This window comes from Pseudalkalibacillus sp. R45 (assembly GCF_052246725.1).
Lineage (GTDB): Bacteria > Bacillota > Bacilli > Bacillales > Fictibacillaceae > Pseudalkalibacillus.
In genome coordinates, this window is sequence record NZ_JBQQCL010000043.1 from 1 (window position 1) to 1,581 (window position 1,581).

Annotated in this window: 1 rRNA gene; it reads right to left on the bottom strand. The window is 55.5% G+C overall.

Annotation, left to right across the window (positions count from 1 at the left end):
- Nucleotides 1–33: 33 nt before the first annotated feature.
- Nucleotides 34–1,581 (bottom strand): 16S ribosomal RNA (locus ACTWQL_RS24765).

Below are 1,581 nucleotides of genomic sequence, written 5' to 3' on the forward strand. Positions count from 1 at the left end.
AAGCGTGTTCCATGTCCATAAAGGACTCCTTAGAAAGGAGGTGATCCAGCCGCACCTTCCGATACGGCTACCTTGTTACGACTTCACCCCAATCATCTGTCCCACCTTCGGCGGCTGGTTCCAAAAGGTTACCTCACCGACTTCGGGTGTTACAAACTCTCGTGGTGTGACGGGCGGTGTGTACAAGGCCCGGGAACGTATTCACCGCGGCATGCTGATCCGCGATTACTAGCAATTCCGGCTTCATGCAGGCGAGTTGCAGCCTGCAATCCGAACTGAGAATGGCTTTATGGGATTCGCTCAACCTCGCGGTTTTGCTGCCCTTTGTACCATCCATTGTAGCACGTGTGTAGCCCAGGTCATAAGGGGCATGATGATTTGACGTCGTCCCCACCTTCCTCCGGTTTGTCACCGGCAGTCACCTTAGAGTGCCCAACTGAATGCTGGCAACTAAGATCAAGGGTTGCGCTCGTTGCGGGACTTAACCCAACATCTCACGACACGAGCTGACGACAACCATGCACCACCTGTCACTTCGTCCCCCGAAGGGGAACCTTCCATCTCTGGAAGTGGCGAAGGATGTCAAGACCTGGTAAGGTTCTTCGCGTTGCTTCGAATTAAACCACATGCTCCACTGCTTGTGCGGGCCCCCGTCAATTCCTTTGAGTTTCAACCTTGCGGTCGTACTCCCCAGGCGGAGTGCTTAATGTGTTAACGTCAGCACTGAGGGTGGAACCCCCCAACACCTAGCACTCATCGTTTACGGCGTGGACTACCAGGGTATCTAATCCTGTTTGCTCCCCACGCTTTCGCGCCTCAGCGTCAGTTACTGGCCAGAGAGCCGCCTTCGCCACTGGTGTTCCTCCATATATCTACGCATTTCACCGCTACACATGGAATTCCACTCTCCTCTCCAGTACTCAAGTCCCCCAGTTTCCAATGACCCTCCACGGTTGAGCCGTGGGCTTTCACATCAGACTTAAGAGACCGCCTGCGCGCGCTTTACGCCCAATAATTCCGGACAACGCTTGCCACCTACGTATTACCGCGGCTGCTGGCACGTAGTTAGCCGTGGCTTTCTGGTTAGGTACCGTCAAGGTACCGCCCTGTTCGAACGGTACTTGTTCTTCCCTAACAACAGAGCTTTACGACCCGAAGGCCTTCCTCACTCACGCGGCGTTGCTCGGTCAGACTTTCGTCCATTGCCGAAGATTCCCTACTGCTGCCTCCCGTAGGAGTCTGGGCCGTGTCTCAGTCCCAGTGTGGCCGATCACCCTCTCAGGTCGGCTACGCATCGTCGCCTTGGTGAGCCCTTACCTCACCAACTAGCTAATGCGCCGCGGGCCCATCTGTAAGTGATAGCCGGAGCCATCTTTTAATCCCCCTCTATGCAGAGGAGAATGTTATCCGGTATTAGCCCCGGTTTCCCGGAGTTATCCCAGTCTTACAGGCAGGTTGCCCACGTGTTACTCACCCGTCCGCCGCTGACCTCTGAGGAGCAAGCTCCTCGTTGGTCCGCTCGACTTGCATGTATTAGGCACGCCGCCAGCGTTCGTCCTGAGCCAGGATCAAACTCTCCAA